The organism is Lacrimispora sp. 38-1 (genome assembly GCF_049890855.1).
In the GTDB taxonomy this organism is placed as follows: Bacteria; Bacillota; Clostridia; order Lachnospirales; family Lachnospiraceae; genus Lacrimispora.
Map to the genome: position 1 here is coordinate 99,983 of NZ_JBANEW010000063.1, position 20,918 is coordinate 120,900.

At 44.4% G+C, this 20,918-nt stretch carries 17 protein-coding genes; 14 read left to right on the forward strand and 3 right to left on the reverse strand.

Going from position 1 to position 20,918, the window contains the following annotated elements; genetic code table 11:
- The first annotated feature begins 113 nt into the window (after positions 1–113).
- Genes V7D18_RS18415 through V7D18_RS18425 form a run of 3 tightly spaced genes read left to right on the forward strand, consistent with a single transcriptional unit; the run spans position 114 to position 3,695 of the window.
- Positions 114–1,634: a sugar ABC transporter ATP-binding protein gene (locus tag V7D18_RS18415; RefSeq protein ID WP_426156310.1), complete on the forward strand. Its 1,521-nt coding sequence runs from the start codon at positions 114–116 to the stop codon at positions 1,632–1,634.
- Entirely contained in the window at positions 1,627–2,682 is a 1,056-nt protein-coding gene (locus V7D18_RS18420) for an ABC transporter permease (protein ID WP_426156311.1), read from the forward strand. Before V7D18_RS18415 ends, V7D18_RS18420 begins: the two co-directional genes overlap by 8 nt.
- A complete protein-coding gene (locus V7D18_RS18425) occupies positions 2,682–3,695 on the forward strand; it encodes an ABC transporter permease subunit (protein ID WP_314462849.1) in 1,014 nt (337 codons plus the stop codon). The genes V7D18_RS18420 and V7D18_RS18425 overlap by 1 nt, the downstream gene beginning before the upstream one ends.
- Before the next feature lie 58 nt (positions 3,696–3,753).
- Here V7D18_RS18425 and V7D18_RS18430 read toward each other — a convergent pair whose 3' ends face one another.
- Positions 3,754–3,903, reverse strand: coding sequence for an LDCC motif putative metal-binding protein (locus V7D18_RS18430; RefSeq protein ID WP_426156314.1), 150 nt, complete (start codon positions 3,901–3,903; stop codon positions 3,754–3,756).
- 190 nt (positions 3,904–4,093) lie between these two features.
- Here V7D18_RS18430 and V7D18_RS18435 point away from each other — a divergent pair, with 190 nt between their 5' ends.
- Both V7D18_RS18435 and V7D18_RS18440 read left to right on the forward strand, forming a co-directional pair.
- The gene (locus V7D18_RS18435; RefSeq protein ID WP_426156316.1) at positions 4,094–5,482 is read left to right on the forward strand and encodes an MATE family efflux transporter; all 1,389 of its coding nucleotides are present in this window, start codon (positions 4,094–4,096) and stop codon (positions 5,480–5,482) included.
- A gap of 16 nt (positions 5,483–5,498) precedes the next feature.
- Positions 5,499–6,491 carry an alpha/beta hydrolase gene (locus tag V7D18_RS18440; protein ID WP_426156318.1) on the forward strand — a complete coding sequence of 331 codons (993 nt, stop codon included), beginning with the start codon at positions 5,499–5,501 and terminating at the stop codon, positions 6,489–6,491.
- Positions 6,492–6,500: 9 nt separating this feature from the next.
- Here the strand turns inward: V7D18_RS18440 and V7D18_RS18445 are convergent, their stop codons facing one another.
- A complete protein-coding gene (locus V7D18_RS18445; protein ID WP_426156319.1) occupies positions 6,501–7,331 on the reverse strand; it encodes a helix-turn-helix domain-containing protein in 831 nt (276 codons plus the stop codon).
- A gap of 275 nt (positions 7,332–7,606) precedes the next feature.
- Entirely contained in the window at positions 7,607–10,108 is a 2,502-nt protein-coding gene (locus tag V7D18_RS18450; protein ID WP_426156321.1) for a TIM-barrel domain-containing protein, read from the reverse strand.
- Between the two features lie 270 nt (positions 10,109–10,378).
- Between V7D18_RS18450 and V7D18_RS18455 the strand changes: the two genes are divergently transcribed.
- From V7D18_RS18455 to V7D18_RS18495, 9 genes are all read left to right on the forward strand, one after another.
- Positions 10,379–11,179 carry an alpha/beta hydrolase gene (locus V7D18_RS18455; RefSeq protein WP_426156322.1) on the forward strand — a complete coding sequence of 267 codons (801 nt, stop codon included), beginning with the start codon at positions 10,379–10,381 and terminating at the stop codon, positions 11,177–11,179.
- 289 nt (positions 11,180–11,468) lie between these two features.
- On the forward strand, positions 11,469–12,101 hold the full coding sequence (locus tag V7D18_RS18460; protein ID WP_426156324.1) for a class I SAM-dependent methyltransferase: 633 nt from the start codon (positions 11,469–11,471) through the stop codon (positions 12,099–12,101).
- A gap of 99 nt (positions 12,102–12,200) precedes the next feature.
- On the forward strand, positions 12,201–14,408 hold the full coding sequence (locus V7D18_RS18465) for a DNA topoisomerase III (protein WP_426156326.1): 2,208 nt from the start codon (positions 12,201–12,203) through the stop codon (positions 14,406–14,408).
- Between the two features lie 166 nt (positions 14,409–14,574).
- Positions 14,575–15,549 (forward strand): LacI family DNA-binding transcriptional regulator, encoded by a 975-nt coding sequence (locus V7D18_RS18470; RefSeq protein ID WP_426156328.1) that lies wholly within the window; start codon positions 14,575–14,577, stop codon positions 15,547–15,549.
- Positions 15,550–15,601: 52 nt separating this feature from the next.
- Positions 15,602–16,717 (forward strand): phosphate/phosphite/phosphonate ABC transporter substrate-binding protein, encoded by a 1,116-nt coding sequence (locus V7D18_RS18475; protein WP_426156329.1) that lies wholly within the window; start codon positions 15,602–15,604, stop codon positions 16,715–16,717.
- Positions 16,718–16,798: 81 nt separating this feature from the next.
- On the forward strand, positions 16,799–17,557 hold the full coding sequence (gene phnC, locus V7D18_RS18480; protein ID WP_117416314.1) for a phosphonate ABC transporter ATP-binding protein: 759 nt from the start codon (positions 16,799–16,801) through the stop codon (positions 17,555–17,557).
- Complete coding sequence (gene phnE, locus V7D18_RS18485) at positions 17,554–18,375, forward strand: phosphonate ABC transporter, permease protein PhnE (protein WP_426156331.1); 822 nt, start codon at positions 17,554–17,556, stop codon at positions 18,373–18,375. The genes phnC and phnE (V7D18_RS18485) overlap by 4 nt, the downstream gene beginning before the upstream one ends.
- A 10-nt stretch (positions 18,376–18,385) precedes the next feature.
- Positions 18,386–19,195: a phosphonate ABC transporter, permease protein PhnE gene (phnE, locus tag V7D18_RS18490; RefSeq protein WP_426156333.1), complete on the forward strand. Its 810-nt coding sequence runs from the start codon at positions 18,386–18,388 to the stop codon at positions 19,193–19,195.
- A gap of 4 nt (positions 19,196–19,199) precedes the next feature.
- Positions 19,200–20,729 carry a bifunctional metallophosphatase/5'-nucleotidase gene (locus tag V7D18_RS18495; protein WP_426156334.1) on the forward strand — a complete coding sequence of 510 codons (1,530 nt, stop codon included), beginning with the start codon at positions 19,200–19,202 and terminating at the stop codon, positions 20,727–20,729.
- The last annotated feature ends 189 nt before the right edge of the window (positions 20,730–20,918 follow it).

A 20,918-nucleotide genomic window follows, 5' to 3' on the forward strand; every position in this document is an offset into this window, starting at 1 on the left:
CAGAAAAACAGGTGCAGGGAATGGAGGACGGGGACAGTCCTCCTCCAGGCACCTTTTTTAATCTCCTGACGTGCAGTGAAAAGCAGAAAAAGTGGAGAAAAAGGAGGGATCTTATGCCCAATGAGATAGTATTGAGCATGAAAAACATATCAAAAACATTTCCTGGGGTGCGTGCCTTAGACCATGTGGATTTTACCTTAAGAAGCGGGGAGATCCATGCTCTCATGGGAGAAAACGGAGCAGGCAAATCAACGCTCATAAAGGTTTTGACCGGGGTAGAGGAATTTGAATCAGGTGAGATACGAATTGAAGGAGGGAACCGGGCGATTATCAACCATTCCCCTCAGGAAGCCCAGGAGCATGGAATCAGTACCGTGTATCAGGAGGTGAATCTCTGCCCGAATTTATCGGTGGCTGAGAATCTGTTCATTGGAAGGGAACCCAAGAGAGCCGGACTGATTGACTGGAAGACCATGAACCGGAAGGCAGCAGAGCTTCTTTTAAGACTGGATATGAGTATTGATGTGACAAAGGCTCTGGAGAATTATTCCATTGCGCTGCAGCAGATGATTGCCATAGCAAGAGCTGTTGATATGTCAGCGAAAGTTCTGATTCTTGATGAACCCACATCATCTTTAGATGATAATGAGGTTGAAAAGCTGTTTGGGTTGATGAGGCGTCTGAAAGCAGACGGAGTCGGAATCATATTTGTAACCCATTTTCTCGAGCAGGTATATGAGGTATGCGATAAGATAACGGTACTTAGAAACGGCGGACTGGTGGGCGAATATGAAACGGAAAAGCTTCCCAGAGTCCAGCTGGTAGCCAAGATGATGGGCAAGGATTTTGATGATCTGGCAGCCATTAATAAAGAGGGCAGCAGTGTTGAAAAATCCGGTGAAGCAGTGATTGATGCCAGGGGAATCGGCAGGCAGGGAACTATTAAACCATACGATTTACAGATCCACAAGGGAGAAGTAATCGGGCTTACCGGACTTTTGGGATCAGGACGTTCCGAGCTTGCAAGAAGCCTTTACGGAGCGGATAAACCGGACAGCGGAGAACTGAAGGTGAATGGTAAAGCAGTGGTGGTCCGTACACCTCTCGATGCCATGATGGCGGGTATGGCATATCTTCCGGAGAATCGGAAAGAAGAAGGAATTGTTGCTGATTTATCGGTAAGGGAGAATTTGATTCTCGCTCTCCAGGCCAAGAGAGGCATGTTTCATCCCATTGGAAGCAGGGAACAGGAGGAACTGGCAAACAAGTATGTGAAATTGCTGCAGATCAAGACGGCCAGCCTGGATACTCCTGTAAGAAGCTTAAGCGGAGGAAACCAGCAGAAGGTAATTCTGGGAAGATGGCTTCTTACTGATCCTGATTTCCTGATTCTTGATGAACCGACCAGGGGGATTGATGTTGGTACCAAAACTGAGATTCAGAAACTGGTGGTCCAGCTGGCAAAAGAGGGCGTTACTGTTATGTTTATCTCATCGGAAATTGAGGAGATGATCCGTACCTGCAGCCGGATGGCGGTTTTAAGAGACCGGGAGAAGGTTTCTGAACTAATGGAGGATGAACTTGATCAGAACCATATCATGAAGGCAATTGCAGGAGGTGGATCAGATGAATAAGGGAAAGGCATTTATAAAAAGACTGACAGGATACCGCTTATTTCTGCCCCTCTTCTGTCTGGTGCTTGTTCTGTTTTCCAATTTAATTAAAACTCCGGGTTTCTTTGAGGTAACGATTAAAAACGGTGTCCTCTACGGATATATCATTGATGTAATTAACCGCGCCAGCGATCTGGTTATTTTAGCTGTGGGAATGACGCTGGTAGTAGCTGCCTCCGGCGGTACAGACATTTCCGTGGGGGCTGTCATGTCTGTGGCAGGAGCGGTATGCTGCTTCATTCTTTCAGGGGGCCAGCAGACAGTGAACGAATTTGTAAATCCCTATATTCTGGGAGTGCTGGCTGCAATCCTCGCAGGAATTCTCTGTGGCTGTTTTAATGGTTTCCTTGTGGCGAAGCTTAAGATTCAGCCCATGGTAGCGACTCTGATTTTATTCACGGCTGGCCGGGGAATCGCACAGCTGATTACAAAGGGACAGATCACCTATATCCGTGTGGAATCCTATAAAATGCTGGGATCCAGTATTCCAGGAATTCCGATTCCAACACCGGTATTTGTGGCGCTGATTGTAGTACTGCTCACCTATGTTCTGTTAAAGAAAACGACACTGGGGCTTTATATTCAGACTGTGGGAATCAATGCCAAAGCTTCCAAGCTTATGGGAATCAAATCCGCTATGATTATTTTCCTCTCCTACGTTTTCTGCGGTCTCTGCGCCGGGATCTCCGGTCTGGTGGCTTCTTCCAGAATCTATTCTGCTGATGCCAATAATATCGGACTGAATCTGGAACTGGATGCCATTCTTGCAGTGGCTTTGGGCGGAAACAGTCTGGCAGGCGGAAAATTTTCACTTTTAGGAAGTGTGATCGGGGCATATACCATTCAGGCACTGAGCACTACCCTTTATGCCATGGGTGTTTCTCCGGATCAGATTCCGGTTTATAAAGCGGTTGTTGTTGTAGTGATTGTAGCATTGCAGTCAACCGAGTTAAAGCGCATGGTCAGTAAACTGCAGATGAATGTTAAGTCGGGAAAGAAGGTGGCATAATGAAGAAGAGGGAAAAAATTGATGGAAAAGTATTTTTACTGATTATCACCATCGTTCTCTTTTTGGTGATGTATGCAGCCGGTCTGATTATATTTCAAAGCAAAGGGTTTGCCAAACCACAGGTATTTTTAAATCTGTTTATCTCCAATGCCGGTCTGATTGTAATAGCAGCGGGCATGACCATGGTTATGATAACCGGAGGAATTGATATCTCTGTTGGATCCATTGTTGCACTGACCTGTATGATGCTTGCGTGGATGATGGAGATTAAAGGAATGGGGGCGGTTCCCGCTCTTTTCATTGTTCTGATTATGGGAATTGTGTTTGGTCTGGCACAGGGATTTTTAATCGCATATCTAAAGCTTCAGCCTTTTATTGTTACTCTGGCCGGAATGTTCTTTGCCAGAGGTATGACAGCTATTATCAGTCAGGAAATGATCAGTATTAAAAATGAAATGTTTCTAAAATGGGCGAAGAGCAAAATCAACTTAACCTTTTTAGGCGGTACCGTAAACAAAAAGGGTGTGGTTAATTATCCGTTTATCTATCCCAGTGTAATCATTGCCCTGGCTGTTCTGATCGGCATATTTGTTCTTTTAAAGTTTACGAAGTTTGGAAGAACCATTTATGCAGTAGGCGGAAATGAGCAGTCGGCGCTGATGATGGGATTAAATGTCAGACGGACCAAGCTGCTTGTCTATGTAATCAATGGTTTCTTATGTTCTTTAGGAGGCTTCTTATTCGCATTGAATACCTGTGCTGGTTTTGTTGAGCAGGCAAAAGGATTTGAAATGGAAGCAATCGCCTCTGCAGTAATAGGAGGAACCCTGCTTACCGGAGGTGTAGGCAACGTATTTGGAAGTTTGTTTGGTGTTTTAATTAAGGGAACCATTGAAACCTTTATTACATTCCAGGGGACGCTGTCTTCCTGGTGGACCAAGATAACAATCGCAGCGCTGCTTGCATTCTTTATTATTCTTCAGAGTCTGTTTGCAAAGGCAAAGGAAAAGTAATAAAAGGTGAATGAAACGGGAGCCGGGGGAATATGCCTTCCACCGGCTCCTGTTTTTTTCATCTTTGGTCGCTTTTTTTCCTGATCTCCGGTCTGCGGTTAAGATTGCAGCAGTCCATCGTATGATTGCCAAAGGTTTCTTTGTTCGTTTTGGCCAAATCAGCCAGGTAGTTCTGAAATGCTTTTTTTATTCGCTGTCCAAGTTTCATTGACATAACCTCCTGCAATAAATTCTAAGTTAATGGTAATATTCCGATTTGTAGAAATTATGGAGAAGTTTTGATTGCCTTTGCAGGTTATATTTATTATAATCGAGGAAACCTGCTTTTCAAAAGTGCAGGAATGAAATCTGGCAAAACGGAGGTAGTACAGAAAAAGTACGCTTTTACTGGAAAATGTATGAAAAAGTTTATTGGAAACAAAGCGTTTTATAAAATGGTACTGACCATTGCAATTCCCATTATGATACAGAATGGAATTACCAATTTCGTCAGTCTGCTTGATAACATTATGGTGGGAATGGTGGGTACCGGGCAGATGTCCGGGGTTGCTATTGTAAATCAGCTGATATTTGTTTTTAATGTCAGTATTTTTGGTATCGTTTCCGGCGCGGGAATCTTTGGCGCCCAGTTTTATGGCTGTGGTAAGCATGACGGAGTGAGGCACACATTTCGGTTTAAATTTTTGTTCTGCCTGTTTTTGTCAGCTGTGGCTGGGGTCATATTCTATTTTTACGGAGAGAACTTAATTTACATGTACCTGCATGGAGAAGAAACTGGCGGAGATCTTACACTTGCACTTACCAATGGACGCAGATACATGCTTGTTATGATGCTGGGACTTTTACCCTTTAGTATTGAGCAGGCGTATACCAGTACTCTTCGTGAATGCGGGGAAACGGTAATTCCCATGAAGGCCGGAATCGTTGCAGTGCTGGTGAATCTGGTTCTTAACTATATTCTTATCTTTGGTAAATTCGGGGCACCGGCTCTTGGCGTGGTGGGAGCAGGAATTGCCACTGTTACTGCAAGGTATATAGAGACTGCAATTGTTATAGTCTGGACTCATAAACATAAGAAACGCTTTCCATTTATCGAAGGTGCATATAAGAGCATGCATATACCTGCCAGCCTGATTGGAAGAATCTTAGTGAAGGGCACACCTTTGATTGTAAACGAAGCTTTGTGGGCAAGCGGAATGGCAATGTTAATGCAATGCTATTCCATCAGGGGGCTGACTGCTGTGGCTGGATTAAATATTTCCAATACCATCGGCAATGTATTTAATGTGGTTTATATGGCACTTGGAATCTCTGTTTCCATTATTGTAGGCCAGCTCTTAGGTGCGGGAAAGATGGAGGAAGCCAGAGAGACGGATACGAAACTGATCGTATTTTCCGTTGCCTCCTGTGTTGTTATGGGTACAATACTGGCAATTGTGGCACCTCTTTTCCCAATGATTTACAATACAACCGATGAGGTGAAGAACTTAGCGGTTCAGTTAATCCGGATTCTGGCTCTTCTTATGCCAATGAACGCATTTATGAATGTTTCTTATTTTACACTGCGTTCCGGAGGAAAGACGGTTGTAACCTTTTTCTTTGACAGTGTGTTTATGTGGGTGGCAAGCATTCCGGCAGCGTATCTGCTTAGCCGGTATACCCAGATTCCCATTGTTCCGCTGTATTTTATGTGCCAGATGGTAGAGATTATTAAATGCATCATCGGTTTTATTCTGGTAAAAAAAGGGGTATGGATTCAGAATATTGTTCTGGATCATGAAGCATAAGAGAGGAGAAGGGATTATGTTTGAGTCGGTTTCTGCTGATACAACCATTGAAGAACTTTGCACAAAGAAGGAGCTTTCCCAGTTTTCCAATTATTTTTTTACTCATATGACAGAGGATGTGTGGAAGCGTAAAATCAGTGATTATGGAAATGAACGGTGTGGGATACTGCCTGCTATAAAACGGATTTATGAGGTGATGGATGAGAAAAGCCAGGTAATCTATGATGTTTATCCAAAAGAGGTATGGGAAAAAGAACCGGATAAGGAACAAGTAAAATTGATTCATATGCCCGGAGAACCGAATAAACCCTTTGTACTAGTGTGTCCAGGAGGAGGGTACGCAAGGGAATGGGTACTGGTTGAAGGCTACCCCATTGCTGAACAGTTAAACCGAATGGGGTATTCTGCATTTATCTTGATTTACAGAACAGGTCAGAAGAACCTTCTACCCAAACCTTTGGAGGATACTGCGGCTGCACTTAAATTCCTTGAAGCCAATCAGGATGAGTTTCAGATCAGAATGGAAGGTTATGGAGTGGCGGGATTTTCAGCAGGAGGTCATCTGGCAGCTATGTGGGGAACAAAAGAGAAGGGATGTGGGGTCTATGGCATTCATAAGCCGGGTGCTCTGTTTCTCGGTTATCCAAGCATCTCAACGGTTCAGTTTTTAAAGGATATGGAGCGGGCTTCCGATTCCGAACGGGCGGCAGCTGTGAAGTATTTAGAACGGATCGGAGGGGAGAATTTTACAAAAGAAGGGTTAGGGGAATATAGTGTGGAATTCCTAATGGATCAGGACTATCCTCCCTGCTATCTGGTTCACAGCAAGGATGACCCGGTTGTTAATGTTGAAGCCAGCTTCTTAATGGAAGAACAGTTAATGAACTTAAATGTCCCTCACAGAGTGCGGTTTATGGAACATGGCGGTCACAGCTTTGGGCTTGGAAACGGGACTGAACTTGATGGCTGGCTGGCAGACGCCGTCCGTTTCTGGGAAGAGGTACGTTAGGAACTCTTCTCATTGCCCTGCTTTTTTCTGATCGGAATACTGTTTGCGGTTTTTAGAAGGTGACATGCCGATTATGGACTTAAATACACGGTTAAAATGTGTTACATTGGAAAATCCCACCTCTTTGCTGATATCTGTGATTGTCCGGTTTGTCTCCATAAAAAGCCTTTGAGCATGGATTATCCGGATGTTATTGATATACTGGATGATGGTGCTGTTGGTGTAGCGCTTAAACTCCCGGCACAGGTAATAAGGGCTTAAATAAAATCGGGAAGCCAGATCTTCCAGGGTGATATTTTCCGAAGAATGGCTGTGAAGGTAGTGAAGAATTTCCGTAATGCGGCTCCGGTTTTCCGGGGCTGCTTTTTCATCCGATCTTCTGGCGATTTTAATTAAAAGGAGATTGAGCAGCATCTTCATGGCATCAGAATGAAACCCTTCCTCATCGCCCTGTTCTTTTAAAATATCATTTAACAGAAGATGGACGGACTGGCTGGCTTTTGTATCAAACCGGTAAACTCCGGCTGACTGGCTGAGTGTGTGGAGAACTTCCGGTACAATGATCGTTTCCGGGGAAAAATAAACCAGAACCCGTTTAAAGGGCACGTCATTATCTCCGTAGGAATGGTGCATGGAATAGGGAGGAAAGATGATGAATTCCCCTGAGTTTAAGGAATAAATATTATCGTTCACCATATGGTAGCGTGTTCCGTATTCCAGATAATATAATTCAAAGTATTCGTGATAATGGGATTTGGCCATATTATCGTTCACGCCCTGAATGCGTTCACTGGCAATCATGCGGCCCCCTGCCATTATATAACTTGCTGTGTCAATCAAGATATTACCTCCCTGCGTAAGGCTGGCTTCATTATAACGTTTTAATGGAAGGATATCAATATGGGATTAATGAGAAATGATCTCGGTAAATGTTCTTGCTTTTTTATTACTCCTGTGATATTATAAATACAGTTAGTAGCAACTAACTATATGTGAATATTCTATACATCAGACTAACCCTCTGAGATTATCCTTCATTGACCCGTGAGGGATCATGACTCCTACAAAAAACCCGCCCCTGTAACCGCATGACAGGGACGGGCTTTTTGGTATTGTTACATACCGATCATATCAAACTGCTGGAATGAGATTACAAGCCTGCAGTTTTTCTTAGGATTCGGATATTTAATCTGAACGGATTTCAGTGTCTGGCTGTAATACCAGCCGCAGTCTGCCGCCTCGAATTTTTTACGATACAGAAAATGAGGAAGCTCTTTGCCGTCTAAAGTTATCCAGAACGGTGCTTTGTCTCTGCGGATTACATCTAAATAAATGTTTTCAACAGACGTCTGATAGCTGCCTTCCTGATTAAATTCCACAACAGTCTGTTCACCTGCAGTCATTTCAATTTTAGTCTTTAAATAATCTCCGTTTTGGTAATTTAAAGTAGTGCCGTCATCTTCATAGAGAGTGAAGGAATTGTTCTTGCCAGCAGCAAGAAGCAGATGGATACCGGTGACGCATTCGGTTGTTAAGTTATTCATCTGGTTCGCCGCCATAGGAATAATTGCACCCTCCCGTACAAAGAGCGGGATACTTGCCATTGTTACCGGGAACTCAAGGATTTGTCCTCCCTCGTATTTCTCTCTGGCATAGAAATCATAGAAAGTCTCGCCCTCCGGCAGGTAGACCTTTCTTGTAAGAGCGCCTTTTTCCACTATATTTGCTACCAGCAGAGAATCCCCGATCATAAAATCGATCCCCTCTTCATAACATGCGGGGTCATTCTGGAATGCGCTGCACATAGGCTCCATGATGGGGAGTCCGGTCTCATGGGCACGTTCCATAAGAGAATAGAGGTAAGGAATCAGTCTGTAACGGAACTTGATGGCATCCCGGATGTATCCGGTGTGGTTTCCGTACATCCAGGGCTCTGTTACCGTATTATCTGTATTTACGGAGTGAACCGAAAACCTTGGCTGGAAAATACCGTTCTGTATCCAGCGGACCATCAGCTCTGCTTCCGGTGATGTGCCGTAAAAGCCGCCGATGTCACAGCCCTGGTTTGCCACCCCGCTTAAACTCATGCCCAGTATGGTTGCGATGTTATATTTTAACGAATCCCAGCAGGTTAAGTTATCTCCAGCCCAGGTCTGTGCGTAGCGCTGAATGCCGCTGTGTCCGGACCGGCATACGATAAATGGTCTGGTGTTGTCAAAAGTCTCATGAATGGCTTCATCGGTAATCTGACACATGATATTGGACATTACGGACTTTAACTGGCCGATGGTGCCGCCTTTGCCTTCAAAATCGCAGCGGCAGTCTTTGTCCACCATACTGTCATATTCACAGTTATCGTTCCACACGGAGCAGGTTCCCATTTCCAGAACATTTTCCTTTAACAATTCCTTCCATACGCTGCGGGTTACAGGTTTTGTGAAATCGGCGAAAACCCCCTTGCCGCCCCACCAGGTACCGATACCGGGCTCGTCGTTCTGGCTGTCTTTTACAAAGATATCTTTTGCTTTCATCTGTTCAAGATTGGGATGAGACAGAAGAATCCCAGGCTTTACGTTTGGAGATACGGTGATTCCTCTTTTTTTCATCTGTGCAAAGAAATCCCCTGGATTTTTAAAACGTTTTTTATTCCAGGTAAATACACAGCGTTTTACACCCTGTTCCGTATCCTGAGAGGTGTAACCGGAGGAAAGCTGAAAACCATCTACCGGTATATCTTCTTCTTTTGTTGTATCGATAAATTCTGTGATTGCATCATCACAATCTGCTTCCAGTTCCGGATAGTACATGGAGGAACCCAGGTAACCAAGCGCATATCGGGGAAGCATGGCGGATTTACCGGTAAGATCCGTATACCGGGAAACCACTTCCCGAATGGAAGGACCGGCGATGAGGAATAAATCAATATCTCCGCCGTCGGTACGGTAGCGGCTGTGTGGCTTCCAGTAATTGCTCTTCTCTCTGCCCATATCAAAATCGCATTCATACGTATTATGATAGAAATATCCCACTGCCTTTTTTGAACTGCGGTTTAATTTAATATAAAACGGAATGTGCTTATACAGGGAATCTGTCTCTTTCGGGTTATAACCCATGGCATCCTTGGGACTCATGGATAAGAATTTCTGGGCCTTATTCCATTGTCCGCTTTTCTCACCGAATCCGTAGAAGCAGTCTTCCGGTGAAATCTCGCTGGTGTGAATCCTGCGATGGTTGCTGTCCTCTAAATATCCAAGGTCTACAATATCAGAATGGAGAGAAGTGCCTTCTTTATCGTAAACGCAGATGCGGAATGGGTCCTTCTCAATAATAACCTTTAACTGGGAGCCGTTTAGAACTGCCTGGTCTTTTGTCTGGCTGAGACTTGCGGCGGCTGGGGTTACTCGTTTTCTCTGGTTTTTAAGAACCCCGTCCATGCGGTCCTCCCATGCAGTCATAACCAGACTGTAGGACTCTTCCGCAAAATCCCCGTCAAATCCTGCACGGATTCTTAAAATGGAATCTGTTAAAAACTGTACCCGAATTTCGATGGAATTGGTAATAATCTGAAAATAACCATCCATCTCCTTTACTTCATTCACGTTTGTACATAGCTTCATAAGGCATATACTCCTTTAATGTAATTCTAAAACAGGTTTGTGCTATAATCATAAAGAAAACAGCAATCGAATACTAGACTAAAATTGCAGACTGTCAGCCAAAACTATACATATCTTGCACTCTTTCAGAGTGAAATATGCTGGATACAGACGAATACTAAAGAATAAAAGAGCAAAATAAGTATAGGTTATATCAAAATAGTGCAATTTTCGTCTAGTACTGACAGGGAAAGACGAATATAATGAAGGAAAAAAAGGGAGGTTTCAACCATGGCCAGTATGAATTGTCATTATTATAGTTATTCTTTGGGACATACTGTGGATGTCAACGTTTTTGTACCAACACCCGAGGGAAATGAGCAGATCACCAGTGAATCGGCAAAGAAAGCATTTCCTTATGAAAAAGGTCTGCCAGTCTTATATCTGCTTCATGGAGCGTTTGGAGATTACAGCTCCTGGATGCGTTTTTCCAACATAGAGCGTTATGCCCAGAAGCATTGCTGCGTGGTAATCATGGCGTCAGCGGAAAACAGCTTCTATCAGGATATGTATCGTGGCAGCCGTTACTTTACCTTCTTTTCAGAAGAGCTTCCTGCATTTATTAAAAGCATTTTCCCGGTTTCAAAAAGGCGGGAAGATACCTTTGTGGCAGGTCTTTCCATGGGAGGCTATGGAGCCTGGTTTTTAGGGCTGTCAAAGCCGGAGCAGTATGCAAAGGCTGCAAGTATGTCAGGTGCGCTGAATATCGTAGAAACATTTGAAGGTATCAAAAACGGATCCATTGACGGACCATTTCCCTGGAAAAATATTTTTGAAAATCCAGAGGAACTTTCAGGAAGCAATGCAGATCTGATGCATCTGTATGACCGCTGTGTAAAAGATGGGATTGTACCCGAGCTTTATCAGGCATGCGGAACAGAAGATTTTCTTTATGAAATGAACACCAAAGTAAAAAAAATCATGGAAGAAAAGGGAGCTCATGTATTTTTTGAGGAAGGACCGGGAGGTCATAACTGGGATTTCTGGGATCATTATATTAAGAATGTTCTGCAGTGGATGCTGCCGGTTTAGTTGATAATTCTTTTCCAAAAAGAGGGCTTGTTTTTTCTGAATGCTTATGATATTATTATGACAGTTAGTTAATGCTAACTGCGTGTGAATATTCTAACATCAGACTAACCCTCTGATTGCATCCTTCATTTGACCCGTGAGGGATCATGACTCCTACGAAAAGGCCGTACCTGTTACCGCATGACAGTACGGCTTTTTTGGTTATCCAGGCGGCCATTGACATGAAATGCGGCGGGTGCTATCATTGGGTAAATTTATTATATCTGATAAAAAGGGAGAGTGTAAAAAGATGAAGGATCAGGCAAATAAAACATTCTGGCAGAAGGTATCAGGAGTATACGGGCTTTTTATGAAGAAGGACAGAAAGATGTATGAGGAAATCAGCAGGGAGATCGGTGCGGATTTAGATAAAAGCATGACAGTTTTGGAGCTGGCATGCGGTACGGGACAGCTTTCTTTCCTCATTTCCCAATCAGTGGGATTTTTGGAAGCGACGGATTTTTCGGAAAACATGATACATACAGCTAAGAAGAAGCAGGCACCGGAGAACCTTCGCTTTTCTGTTCAGGATGCAACCGATTTACAGTTTGAACCGGAGGTTTTTGACGGTGTGGTGATTGCCAATGCTTTGCACATTATGCCGGCCCCTGAAAAGGCGCTGTCTGAAATTAACAGAGTTCTGAAACCAGGGGGCTTTTTATTTGCTCCCACTTTTGTAGCGGCAAAAGGGGAAAAAGGTTATCTGAGTACCAGAATACTAAACCTGCTTGGGTTTCATACCTTTCACAGCTGGGACGATAAATCGTTAACTGCTTTTGTTGCAGAAAACGGATTTGAGCCAGTTGCTGTCAGGATGATCCATACCGGCTTTTTGCCCTTATGCTGCTTAAAGGCGAGAAAGCGGCCGGAGATTTTTAATTAACGGAGGAATAAATGGAGATAAAACAGTGGAATGCCGCCGGTTGTCATAATCCATCCAATGAGCTATAATAAAGAGAGAAATGCCATTTGGAGGAATAGAATGAAATCTTTAATTATAGCAGAGAAACCATCCGTCGCCCGGGATATTGCCCGGGTGCTTCATTGTACCAAGAATCAGGGAGGCGTTCTGGAAGGAAATGCCTATGTGATTACCTGGGGGTTAGGCCATTTAGTCACTCTGGCAGACCCGGAGGATTACGATCCTAAATATAAGGAATGGAAGATGGAAGATCTACCCATGATGCCGGATCAGTTTAAGCTTGAGGTAATTAAGCAGACCGGTAAGCAGTATAGCGTGGTGAAAAAGCAGCTTCACAGAAATGATGTAGGTGAAATCATCATCGCAACCGATGCGGGCCGGGAAGGAGAACTGGTAGCGCGTCTGATTCTTGAAAAAGCTGGAAATAAAAAACCGATGAAACGGCTTTGGATTTCTTCTGTCACAGATAAAGCAATCAAAGAAGGCTTTGCCCGTTTAAAGGACGGTCATGAATACGACAATCTCTACGATGCAGCCATGTGCCGCGCAGAAGCGGACTGGCTGGTGGGAATCAATGCAACCAGAGCTCTGACCTGTAAATACAATGCCCAGTTAAGCTGCGGGCGTGTCCAGACACCAACCTTAGCCATGATAGCAAGGAGAGAGGAAGAAATCAAAAGCTTTGTTCCCAAGTCCTATTACGGCATTACGGCAAAGGCTTCCCAGCCGGCGCTGACATTTATCTGGCGGGATGACAAGTCGAAAAGTTACCGTTCTTTTGACCGGGAACGGTTAGAAGGTCTGTTAAAGCAGATGAATTCCAGTAAAGATGGTGTAATCACTGAGGTAAAAAGCACTCCGAAAAAGAGTTTTGCTCCCCAGCTGTATGACTTAACTGAGCTTCAGCGGGAAGCAAACAGGAAGTTTAACTATTCTGCAAAAGAGACTCTTAATATCATGCAGAGACTGTATGAGAATCATAAAGTACTGACCTATCCCAGAACGGATTCCCGGTATCTAAGCTCCGACATTGTCCCCTCTATTAAAGAAAGGCTGGAGGCCTGCGGCGTGGGACCTTACAGAAAGCTTGCAGGGAAATTATACAATGTGAAGATTGAAGCCAAACCCAGTTTTGTAGATGATAAAAAGGTATCCGATCATCATGCCATCATTCCCACCGAGCAGTTTGTTCAGCTGGATCATATGACGATTGATGAGAGAAGAGTTTATGATCTGGTAGTGAGAAGGTTCCTTGCAGTTTTATATCCTCCCTTTGAGTATGAGCAGACAGAGCTTGAGGTGATGATAGGAGGGGAAACTCTCGTTGCAAGAGGAAAAACGGTAAAGGCACCAGGGTGGAAAGAAGTTTATGAAACACCGGATGAAGATGAGGATGAAGAACAGGAATTAAAAGAACAGAATCTTCCTTCCGTGAAAAAAGGTGATCCGGTCAAAGGCATCACGCTGCTGATGACAGAAGGAAAGACAAAGCCTCCGGCTCCATTTAATGAGGCAACTCTGCTTTCAGCCATGGAGAACCCTGTTTCCTACCTGGAGACAAAGGACCGGGATATGGCGAAAACTCTGGGAGAAACAGGTGGTCTTGGGACTGTGGCAACCAGAGCTGATATCATAGAAAAGCTCTTTTCCAGCTTTCTTCTTGAGAAAAGAGGAAAGGATATATTCCTTACATCGAAGGCAAAGCAGCTTCTCACTCTGGTACCGGAAGATTTAAAAAAGCCGGAGCTCACTGCTGACTGGGAAATGAAGCTGTCCGCCATCGCAACCGGGAAACTGAAGCGTGGTTCCTTTATGAAGGATATCAGACTGTATTCAGAAGAATTAATACAGATGATCAAGACCGGAGAAGGAAACTTCCGCCATGATAATCTGACCAATACCAAATGTCCCGTCTGCGGAAAACGAATGCTTTCTGTCAAAGGAAAAAACAGTGAGATGCTGGTCTGTCAGGACCGGGAATGCGGGCACCGGGAAGTGGTTTCAAGAACCAGCAACGCCAGATGCCCGGTCTGCCATAAAAAGCTGGAGCTGAAAGGAAAAGGGGATGGCCAGATCTTTGTCTGCAGATGCGGATATAAAGAAAAACTGACTGCCTTTAAAGAACGCCGGACAAAAGAGGGTGCCGGAGTTTCTAAAAAGGATGTGGCAAAATATTTAAATAAGCAGAAAAATGAGGCTGCTGAGCCAATTAATTCTCCTTTTGCGGATGCGTTTGCAAAGTTGAATTTAGGGGGAGAAAAAGACTGACAGAGTCTCGCTGGATGCCGGAAGGAAACTTAATTTTCTTTCCGGTATTTCTAATTATGAAAAGTTTTTAACATACTTTGGTAAAAGTTTAGTAAAATTTTACTTTACTTATTGACGGTGACATGGACTGTCATTATAATGAATTTGAAAGGTGAGGATATAGATTATGGCTACGATTAAAGAGATTTCAAAGCTTGCGGGTGTTTCCGCCGCTGCGGTGTCCCGGGTGCTGAACCAGGATGATACCATTGCGGTGAGCCCGGAGGTAAAAAAAAGGATATTTAAAATTGCCCACGAATTAAAATATGTCCCACCCAGAATGCGTCACGCGCAGAAAAAGAAAGAAATTGTCATAGGAGTGGCTGACTGGCATATTATCCGCAAGGACAGAGCAAACATCAGGCTTTCCTCCCTGGACTTAATTGTAAAGTCCATGTCTGGTAAGCAGGAAGTTAAATTCTGCCGCCTTGATAAGAATCATCCGGATCAATATGACGGAATTATGGCTTTCGGTGTTTTTTCCCAGGAAGAGATGGAGTTTTTAAGAATGCAGAGCTATTGCATTGTATTTATTAACTCGGATCCCAAGAATTATGAGTATGACAGTATTGTTATGGATTTTACAAAGGGAATCCATGAGATGCTTGATTATCTTATGGTGCGGAAAAAGTACCGTTCAGTTGGCTTTATTGGCGGTCTTTATGAAGAAGGACAGGTAAAGATCGGTTACCGGAGACTGGAGGGAATCCGGGCTTCCTTTACTGAAAGCGGCTATTATGAAGAAGAGAATTTCTACATAGGCGATATCAGCCGGGAAAGCGGATATGAGCTGGCTAAGAAAGCTATTGAATCGGGACATCTGCCCGAAGCTGTTTTATTAGGCAGTGAAGAAGTTGCGGAAGGAGCTCTGGAAGCATTTCAGGATGCGGGACTTCGTGTACCAAAGGATATTGCGGTGGTAATCTACAAGGACATTGAGACGATTGAGTCCAAATGGCCCACCTATACCAAAGTCCGAATGTTCCCTGATATTGTATGGCAGACAGCCATCAAGCTTTTGCTGGAACAGATTACAGAAGGCCGGAAAGACAATATGACAATTTTTCTTCCCACCAAGCTGGAGGTGGGAGACAGCGCGTAATGCCTCATGATCCCAAGAAAAAACCGATGAATCACACGAAAAGGAGAGCAGTATGAAAAAATCAGTTTCTGTATTAATGGCAGCAGCACTCTGTGCAACTATGATCGGCGGATGCTCTGGCGCAGGCAAGACCGGAGCCCCGGCAGAGACAACCGCTGCAGGGACAGAAAGCGCTTCTTCTGCAGCAGGAGCAACAACCGCAGCGGAAACGAAAGCAGAGAATAAGAAGATCGACAAGCTGAATGTTTATTTTGTACCTTCCAGAGAGCCGGAGGAGATCGTTACCGCTACAGAGCCTTTAAAGGACCTGTTAAAGACAGAGCTTGGCAAAGAGGGCTATGATATCGGTGAAGTGGTAATCACGGTAGGAACCAGCTACGAAGCAGTAGGAGAAGCTCTTTCTGCAGGCACCGCAGACATCGGTTTTATTCCTGGAGGCACTTATGCTCTTTATGATGATGGCGCAGAGGTGATTCTGACTGCAACCAGAGACGGACTGAGCAAGAATTTTGATAATGCCAAGGAGTGGAATGACGGCAAGGCGACTGAGGCAACCACAGAACAGGCAACCTCCTACCGTTCCCTGATTATTGCAGGACCTTCTGAAAAGGGAAAAGCTCTGGCTGCAAAGATTAACGGCGGCGAAGCGCTGACCTTTGAAGATTTAGACGGAGCAAACTGGAGCGTAATGTCCTCTTCCTCCTCAGCAGGATACATTTACCCATCTTTATGGCTTCAGAAGAACTTTGAGAAGAACATTTTAAACCTTTCCCATGCGGTTCAGTCCGATTCTTACGGCAGCGCATTTGCCAGACTGGCTTCCGGTCAGGTAGACGTTTTATGTACATATGCAGATGCACGCAGGGATTATGAGGAGAAATGGAAATCTGAATACGGCAGAACCGGTTCTATCTGGGAAGAGACCAATGTTATTGGCGTAACCCCTCCAATCTTTAACGATACAGTCAGTGTAAGCAAGACCTCCAAGATCATGGATGACAGTTTCAAGAAAGCTGTACAGACTGCAATGATCAACATCGGAAATACAGATGAAGGCAAGAAAGTCATTGCTATTTACAGCCACAAGGGTTATCAGGCGGCTAAGAGCTCCGATTATGATGACGAACGTGCAGCTCAGAAGATGATCAAGGAATTAAATGCGAAATAAATAATATAAAACAGGCTGCGGAGGCGACGTGAACGGAAAGAAAAGCGCGCCTCCGTTTTTTACTGGGAAATGAGGGTATGTATGATTGAATTTAATCAGGTGGGCAAAACCTATTCCAACGGTTTTCAGGCTTTAAAAGACGTTAACTTAAAGATTGAGCAGGGAGAATTTGTAGCCATCATCGGTTTATCCGGAGCTGGTAAATCCACTCTTTTAAGAACTATTAACCGCATGCATGACATCACGGAAGGCACTCTTACCGTGGACGGAGTCAATGTCATGGGATTAAGAGGGAAGGCGCTGCGCCGTTTCCGCCGCAGAATCGGCATGATCTTCCAGTCCTTTAATCTGGTGACAAGAACCCGGGTGATCAATAATGTTCTCATGTCAAAGGTACCGGATCTTCCGTTTTTTAAGGCCCTCTTTGGAATATTTCCTAAAAAGGATAAGCTGGAAGCGTTAGAGGCACTTGATAAAGTGGGAATCTTAGATAAGGCTTTTGTCCGTGCAGACCAGCTCTCCGGAGGACAGCAGCAGAGAGTTGCTCTTGCAAGAACACTGGCCCAGAACCCTCAGATTATTCTGGCAGATGAGCCGGTTGCTTCTCTGGACCCGGTTACAGCGAAGCAGGTTATGGGGGACTTTTTAAGGATCAATAAGGAGATGAACATAACCATTCTCTTAAACATCCACCATGTTGATTTAGCCCTTCAATATGCAGGCCGGGTGGTTGGAATCCGGGCGGGAAGGATTGTCTATGACGGTCCGGCGTCGGAAGTCACCCAGGAGATTCTTGATGAGATTTATGAAGGGAAAACAGAAGAGGAGGCAGTGGGATGAGCATTTATGACAAGATATTTCCGCCGAAAAAAATGGTGCTCTCAAACGGAAAAACAGTCTTAAAGCCAGCTTCCAGACTTCCTCTTATTACACTGATTCTGGTTTTCTTTACTGCCCTTTCCGTTAAGATCACAGGGTTCGATTTAGGGGTTTTACGGGAACGGGGAAGCCAGTTTTTTGTCATTCTTGGAATGATGGCACCTCCAGAATGGGGCTACAGCTCCCAGGTATGGAAACCGTTGTTTGATACCTTAAAGATGTCACTTCTTGGTACGGTTATCGGCGCCGTAACGGTTATCCCCTTTGCCATGGCAGCTTCTACCAATATCGTTAAAAATAATGCAGCAGTAAGCATAATGAGGTTATTTTTAAGTATTGTGAGAACGCTTCCGACTCTGGTAACTGCTTTGATCGCCACCTATGTTTTTGGACTGGGTACTCTGGCGGGAACCACTGCCATCGCCGTGTTCACATTTGCCTATATGGGAAAAATTCTTTACGAAGAGATTGAAACTGCCGATATGGGGGCATTTGAGGCAATGGAAGCCATTGGAGCCACAAAGGTCCGGGCATTTGTCCGGGCAATTATTCCCCAGGTACTTCCGTCTTACATATCAAACGGATTGTTCTGTTTTGAGGGAAACGTCCGTTATGCCGCCATTCTTGGATATGTAGGTGCAGGGGGTCTTGGACTGATTTTAAATGAAAAACTGGGCTGGAGAGAGTATCCCAGTGTAGGCATGATTCTGATCATGCTGTTTGTTACTGTGTTTTTTATAGAGACGGTGAGCCGTTACTGCCGCCGGAAACTGGTATAGGAGGCCGCATATGAATAAACAGATTGAAAAGGCTTATGAAGAGCGTCCCAGAAATACCGTATACCAGGTTAGCGTTTCTGTCATTGTCGTTGCACTGCTTATCTGGTCCGGATCAGCAGTGGACGTTTCCAAAACCGGACTTTCGGGAGTAGAGATTGCCGGAAATATTTTAAGCGGTATTTTCCATCCGGACAGTAAGCTTTTATTTAATTTTACAGTTCAGGGAGTCCCCTACCTGCTTTTGGAGACTGTCTGCATTGCTTTTTTAGGAACAATTGTGGGAGCGTTTCTGGCGATTCCCTTATCTTTTTTATCCGCATCTAATTTAATGCCTGCCCCTATTGCTTATATTACGCGTCTGGTGATCATGGCAGTGCGGACGATTCCTGCATTTGTATATGGACTCATGTTTATCCGTGTCAGCGGGCCGGGAGCATTTACAGGTCTGCTCACCATGTCTGTCTGTTCCATCGGAATGGTTTCCAAGATGTACATAGAGGCGATAGAGGATTTAGATACCAGAATTTTAGAATCCTTAGATGCATGCGGCTGCAATACCTTTCAGAAGATCCGGTATGGAATTTTACCTCAGCTGATTCCTAATTTTGCATCAACGGTAATATACCGGTTTGATATTAACTTAAGAGATGCCACAGTTCTTGGTCTGGTTGGAGCGGGAGGTATCGGCGCTCCCTTAATCTTTGCCATGAATTCTTACCGGTGGAATGAGGCAGGAGCGATTCTGGTAGGGCTCATACTTCTGGTTCTGATTGTGGAATATATCTCCACCAGGATCCGGGTGAAGCTGGCAAGGGGGTAATTGATTGAAGAAAAAGGCAAAAATTTATTATACTTCGGATGTCCATGGGTATCTGTTCCCAACAAATTATGGGGATAAGACGGAACGTCCCATGGGACTTTTAAACTGTATTACCAATTTTGAAAAAGATGGAAATACACTGATTCTTGATGGGGGAGACACCATTTCCGGCTCCCCCATGGCTGCTTTTATCACAGAACAGGCTGGTGAGCTGCTTATAAGTGAGCCACTGGCAAAGGTGTACAACGCAGCTGGATATGATGCAGTAGTTCCGGGAAATCACGATTTTAACTTCGGTTATGACCGGCTTGCCCACTATTTGGGGAAATTAAGCGCTGTCTGCCTTTGTGCCAATGCAAAGGATTTAAAGGGTGCAACAGGAATTGTATCCAGTCATATCTTTGCTCTGGAAAACGGGCTTCGCCTGGGTGTTGGGGGTATTGTTACTGACTATGTAAATGTATGGGAAAACCCTGAGCATCTGGAACAGATACAGATAACGGATGCATTTAAGGCAGCAAAGGAAGAACTGGAGCTGTTAAAAAAAGAGTCAGATGTTACCATCTGCATCTATCACGGCGGTTATGAATGTGATCTGGATACCGGCACAGTACTGACATCAGGAAATGAAAACATCGGATACCGGATCTTAAAGGGGCTTGACTACGACATTGTGTTAACCGCTCATCAGCATATGACGGTAAAGGGAAGAGATTGTTTTGGAACCCATACGCTGCAGCTGACAGCTAATGCTGTTCAGTATGCCTGTATTGAGATTGAGTATGAGGACGGTGCCTGCACGGTATCCTCCTCCATTTTGCCTGCAGGAACGCACCACAACCGGGAACCTTATGAATCTTTGCTTCCATTGGAACAGCAGGTACAGAAATGGCTGGATCTTGAGATTGGGAGCTTAAAGGAAGCAATTCCTCAAAAAGAGAAAATTGAGATGGCCCTAGGCGGCAGCGGAGTGGCAGATTTTTTTAATCAGATTCAGCTGGCGTATACCGGTGCGGATATTTCCTGCATCGGTCTGGGAAACAATCCCATAGCCCTGCCTGCTCACGTCACTATGCGGGATCTTGTAAGAGTTTATCCCTTTTCCAATACTCTGGTTGTGCTGGAGGTAACGCAGGAGGTTATACGGCAGGCACTGGAACGCTGTGCGGAATACTTTACTGTGAAGGAAGGGAAGATTGAAATATCGGAGGTTTTCTTAAAACCTAAGGTGGAGCATTATAATTATGACTATTTTGCCGGGATCACATTTGAGGTTGATGTAGAAAGACCGGTGGGGAACCGGGTGGTAAATATCATTTTTGAGGGGAAATCTCTTGAGGGAAGGAAACTGAAGCTGTGCATGAGTGATTACCGTGCAAGCGGCACCGGAGGATATGAGGTCTACAGACAGTGTCCGGTATTAAAACGGCTTGGTACAGAGGTTCCCCAGCTGGCTCTTGAGTATTTAAAAAAACACCCTGATGCAGAGATCGTGCAAAATGGAGGACTGGTTTTGCATAACTCCAGGTTATAATTGACATAGAAATTATGTATAAGCATATTTTGGAAAATTATTGTATTTCTCACTGTAAAGTGGTAAACTCCATTTCAGCAAGTGTGATATCGAAAAAAACAATGACTGGGACACAGTCTGATTCCCCACATTCCTTTACAGAGAGCAGCCCGTCAGATGGAAAGGGCGCATAGGAAGGAACAGGCCATC